Origin of the sequence: Bacillus cereus group sp. MG16 (assembly GCF_040459875.1) — a bacterium.
Taxonomy (GTDB): domain Bacteria; phylum Bacillota; class Bacilli; order Bacillales; family Bacillaceae_G; genus Bacillus_A; species Bacillus_A paranthracis.
In genome coordinates, this window is record NZ_JARVHE010000001.1 from 5,017,501 (window position 1) to 5,022,500 (window position 5,000).

Sequence of the window (5,000 nt, forward strand, 5' to 3'; positions counted from 1 at the left end):
AGCACCTAGTTGATGAGATATTCAATATGGCGAAGCTAGATGCTAACGAATTTCCACTAAAAGAAGAAGAACTCGACTTTTCTGAAGTTACTAGAGAAGTTTTGATTGAATTTTTACCTGAGCTCTCAAAACATAATATTGAACTACAAATTCTCATACCAGAATCTACTTTTCCTATCATGGCAGATCAACTTAGCCTTATACGAATTATAGGTAATTTAATGAAAAATGCTATTTACTACGGAAAGGATGGGAAAACAGTAGGAGTCGAACTATTAGAAACCGATACAGAATATGAACTTCTTATTTGGGACAAAGGCCCTGGTATTCCAAAACATGATTTGCAAAACATATTTGAGCGAATGTACCGAAGCGAACAATCAAGAAACTCCTCTTTTGGTGGTAGCGGTCTCGGACTTTCTATTTCTAAAGCGCTCGTTGAAAAGAATGGCGGGCATATATGGGTTGAAAGTAATCCATGGGAAAGAACCACTTTTGGATTTTCCATTCCAAAACACAATACTTTTAAGAAATAGTTAAGAAATGATTAATATGCAGTTAAACCTTCCTGCTTATCATGTAAGTAAGAACTTATAGAAAGTAGGTGTCTCCTATAAATACAATTATAAAAACAACTAATCTTACTAAAGTATATGGCAATCAAAAATCCGTAGATAATCTAAATATTAACGTTCAACAGGGAGAGATTTATGGATTCATAGGACGTAACGGTGCTGGTAAAACAACAACCATTCGTATGCTACTCGGTCTTATAAAGCCTACAAGTGGAACTATCGAAATATTCGGAGAGGACTTATTTCAAAATCAAAAAGATATTTTAAGTAGAATTGGTTCTATCGTTGAAGTTCCAGGTTTTTATGAAAACTTAACTGCAAAAGAAAACTTATTAATTAACGCAAAGATAATTGGGGTTCACAAAAAGAATGCTATTGAAGAAGCGTTAGAAATAGTAGGTTTGCATCATGAAACAAAAAAGTTAGTAGGAAAGTATTCTTTAGGCATGAAGCAGCGTTTAGGAATTGCACGCGCCCTTCTCCATTATCCCGAACTACTCATATTAGATGAACCAACTAACGGACTAGACCCCATCGGGATTAAAGAAATGCGAAAACTTATTCATTCTTTAGCTCAAGAAAGGAATATAACGATACTCATTTCTAGTCACATATTAGCCGAGGTAGAACAGTTAGTTGATCGTATCGGAATTATTCACGAAGGAAAGTTACTAGAAGAAGTTTCTCTTGATACGCTACGCAAAGCAAACCGTAAATACATAGAATTTCAGGTGAATAATGACAGTAAGGCTACGATGCTATTAGAAAATCAATTTCAAATTTTCGATTATGAGGTACACGATGAAGGGAATATTCGCATTTACTCTCATTTCGGGCAACAAGGATACATCAATAGAACGTTTGTTCTAAATGATATTGAAGTATTAAAAATGATGATGAGCGAAGACAAATTAGAAGATTATTTCACCAAGCTAGTTGGAGGTGGAACAATTGGTTAACCTACTCTATACAGAACTATTAAAACTAAAACGTTCTAATATGTTTTTAATTAGTATTATTGGGGCTGGTGTCGCGCCTTTCTTAGTCGTAGTAGCTTCTTATATACATATAAAAACAAAGCAGCCAACTCCGACTATTTGGTTCCATCAATTATTCACTGAAGTTAACTTATACACTACTTTAGTTATAGGATTCCCCTTATATGGAGTAGTAGTTGCTTATCTGTTTACCCGTGAATATGCAGAAGACACATTAAAAAATTTACTAACTATCCCCGTGTCACGCATTAGTTTTATTATAAGTAAGTTCATCATTCTTTTCCTTTGGATCATGATGCTAACTTTAGTTGCTTGGTCGCTTACTTTAATATTAGGGCTATTGGGGAACTTCCCTGGTTTTAACACTGCTTTACTTTTAGGTTCTTTCCTAAAATTTTTAACCTGTGGTGGACTTCTTTTTCTATTGTCTTCACCTATTGTTCTATTAACTCTTATAATGAAGAGCTATGTACCGCCTATTATATTAACAGTCATTATTACAATGACTAATCTTATGCTCGTAAATTCCAAACATAAAGATTTATTTCCCTGGACCGCCACTTTAGATATCGCAAATAATGAATTACAACCCACATATCCACCAGAGTATTCTTATATGATCATTGCAGCAACAACGATTTTCGGATTTATCGCAACACTATTCTATTTTAAGAGAGTAGACATTCATTAATTTTCAGGAGTGAAACTATGAGCGATATCATTATTGCCTTCATACTCGGTATAGTAGAGGGGTTAGCTGAATTTTTACCTATCTCTTCTACCGGCCACCTTATATTAGTCGGGCATTTATTAGGCTTTGAAGGAGAAAGAGCGAAAACGTTTGAAATTGTTATTCAACTAGGCGCAATTTTAGCTATTGCAATTTTATATCATAAACGTCTCGTATCTTTATGTAATATTAAGCCTCTTCTACGGAAGGAGAAAAAATTCAACGCGTTCCATGTATTTCTTGGCGTATTTCCGGCAGTAGTTGCTGGTTTACTACTACATGATGTTATTAAAACTTACTTATTTCAGCCATATACTGTTGTGATTGGACTTGTAGCAGGGGCAATTCTTATGATCTTTGCAGAAGTAAAAAAGCAAGAGGCAACCGCCTGCTCACTGGACGATTTAACATACCATCAAGCATTAACAATTGGATTATTTCAATGTTTAGCAGTATACCCTGGTTTTTCTAGAGCAGGATCTACTATTTCTGGGGGGCTATTAGCAAAAGTAAATTATAAGACTGCATCAGAGTTCTCTTTTCTAATAGCTCTTCCTGTAATGGTTGGGGCTACAGGCTTAGACTTACTAAAAAGCTGGAAGTATTTAAGTGTCGATGACATCCCTATGTTTGCAGTAGGGTTCATTACCTCTTTTATAGTAGCAATGCTAGCAGTAGTAACTTTTCTGAAGCTTTTAGAGAAGATAGGTTTAAAACCTTTTGCATACTATCGCATTTTGTTAGCTGTCTTATTTACACTTTTCGTATTGCTATAGATTTATATAAGTCACATATTATTAAACCGATATTCAAGTTGAAATATCGGTTTTTTATCCATTTCACCTCTGTCTTACTTGAATATAGCATAGTGGCAATCCCTCTGAATATCCTTCAAGCACTTTTAGCCTTTACCGTACGGCACAATTTAAAAATTAAACATCCCTCCATTAATCTAGATGTCTACTGGACAATGCTGTATAGGGATCGTATATTTTTATAAACCATATTCATTCCAAACTATCTTGCACGGTTAGTAATTGATGAGTTAAAAAACGCAATATGCCCCAGTCACATTTATTATGAATTAGAAACTAAACCAATATCGCCAAATAACGATTATAGTTTTATATTCAATGCGTATGATGAACCTGTATCCATCATTAAGACATCAGAATACAACGTTCGTCTATAATTGAAACAGTATATAATATTGTTTACTAAACACAAAAAAACACAAGTCAAAAGACTTGTGTTTTTAGTTGCTTGGCGACGTCCTACTCTCACAGGGACAAGGTCCCAACTACCATCGGCGCTAGAGAGCTTAACTTCCGTGTTCGGTATGGGAACGGGTGTGACCTCTCTGCCATCATCACCAAACTATGAAGGCATATTCCTTCAAAACTAGATAACATTGCTACATATTATATGGTTAAGTCCTCGATCTATTAGTATTCGTCAGCTCCACATGTCACCATGCTTCCACCTCGAACCTATCAACCTGATCATCTTTCAGGGATCTTACTAGCTTACGCTATGGGAAATCTCATCTTGAGGGGGGCTTCATGCTTAGATGCTTTCAGCACTTATCCCTTCCGCACATAGCTACCCAGCTATGCCCTTGGCAGAACAACTGGTACACCAGCGGTGCGTCCATCCCGGTCCTCTCGTACTAAGGACAGCTCCTCTCAAATTTCCTACGCCCACGACGGATAGGGACCGAACTGTCTCACGACGTTCTGAACCCAGCTCGCGTACCGCTTTAATGGGCGAACAGCCCAACCCTTGGGACCGACTACAGCCCCAGGATGCGATGAGCCGACATCGAGGTGCCAAACCTCCCCGTCGATGTGGACTCTTGGGGGAGATAAGCCTGTTATCCCCGGGGTAGCTTTTATCCGTTGAGCGATGGCCCTTCCATGCGGAACCACCGGATCACTAAGCCCGACTTTCGTCCCTGCTCGACTTGTAGGTCTCGCAGTCAAGCTCCCTTATGCCTTTGCACTCTACGAATGATTTCCAACCATTCTGAGGGAACCTTTGGGCGCCTCCGTTACACTTTAGGAGGCGACCGCCCCAGTCAAACTGCCCACCTGACACTGTCTCCCGGGTCGATAAGACCCGTAGGTTAGAATTTCAATACAGTCAGGGCGGTATCCCACCAGCGCCTCCACCGAAGCTAGCGCTCCGGTTTCAAAGGCTCCCGCCTATCCTGTACAAACTGTACCAAAATTCAATATCAGGCTACAGTAAAGCTCCACGGGGTCTTTCCGTCCTGTCGCGGGTAACCTGCATCTTCACAGGTACTATAATTTCACCGAGTCTCTGGTTGAGACAGTGCCCAAATCGTTACACCTTTCGTGCGGGTCGGAACTTACCCGACAAGGAATTTCGCTACCTTAGGACCGTTATAGTTACGGCCGCCGTTTACTGGGGCTTCAGTTCAGAGCTTCGCTTACGCTAACCCCTCTCCTTAACCTTCCAGCACCGGGCAGGTGTCACCCCCTATACTTCGCCTTACGGCTTCGCAGAGAGCTGTGTTTTTGCTAAACAGTCGCTTGGGCCTATTCACTGCGGCTTTCCGTTAAGAAAGCACCCCTTCTCCCGAAGTTACGGGGTCATTTTGCCGAGTTCCTTAACCAGAGTTCTCTCGCACACCTTAGGATTCTCTCCTCGCCTACCTGTGTCGGTTTGCGGTAC

General features: G+C 39.6%; 4 protein-coding genes and 2 rRNA genes (2 of these 6 only partly in view). 4 read left to right on the top strand and 2 right to left on the bottom strand.

Features of this window, described 5'->3' with window-relative positions; all coding sequences use genetic code 11:
• From QCI73_RS25955 to uppP, 4 genes are all read left to right on the top strand, one after another.
• Nucleotides 1-536: the 3' portion of a sensor histidine kinase gene (locus QCI73_RS25955; protein ID WP_353824016.1), read on the top strand. It extends 478 nt beyond the left edge of the window; only the last 536 of its 1,014 coding nucleotides appear in the window; the start codon falls outside the window, past its left edge; the stop codon is at nucleotides 534-536.
• 68 nt (nucleotides 537-604) lie between these two features.
• Complete coding sequence (locus QCI73_RS25960) at nucleotides 605-1,534, top strand: ABC transporter ATP-binding protein (protein ID WP_353824017.1); 930 nt, start codon at nucleotides 605-607, stop codon at nucleotides 1,532-1,534.
• The gene (locus QCI73_RS25965; RefSeq protein ID WP_070805108.1) at nucleotides 1,527-2,264 is read left to right on the top strand and encodes an ABC transporter permease; all 738 of its coding nucleotides are present in this window, start codon (nucleotides 1,527-1,529) and stop codon (nucleotides 2,262-2,264) included. The genes QCI73_RS25960 and QCI73_RS25965 overlap by 8 nt, the downstream gene beginning before the upstream one ends.
• 17 nt (nucleotides 2,265-2,281) lie before the next feature.
• Nucleotides 2,282-3,079, top strand: a complete 798-nt coding sequence (gene uppP / locus QCI73_RS25970; RefSeq protein ID WP_029437097.1) for an undecaprenyl-diphosphate phosphatase UppP — start codon at nucleotides 2,282-2,284, stop codon at nucleotides 3,077-3,079.
• A 485-nt stretch (nucleotides 3,080-3,564) separates the two neighbouring features.
• Here uppP and rrf read toward each other — a convergent pair.
• Nucleotides 3,565-3,680, bottom strand: a 5S ribosomal RNA gene (gene rrf / locus QCI73_RS25980).
• A gap of 48 nt (nucleotides 3,681-3,728) precedes the next feature.
• Nucleotides 3,729-5,000: ribosomal RNA gene (locus QCI73_RS25985) — 23S ribosomal RNA — on the bottom strand; it runs 1,651 nt beyond the window's last position.

What these genes read in the sequence shown, in the direction of transcription:
- uppP (WP_029437097.1), top strand. Translation starts at nt 2,282, where the DNA reads ATGAGCGATATCATTATTGCCTTCATACTCGGTATAGTAGAGGGGTTA.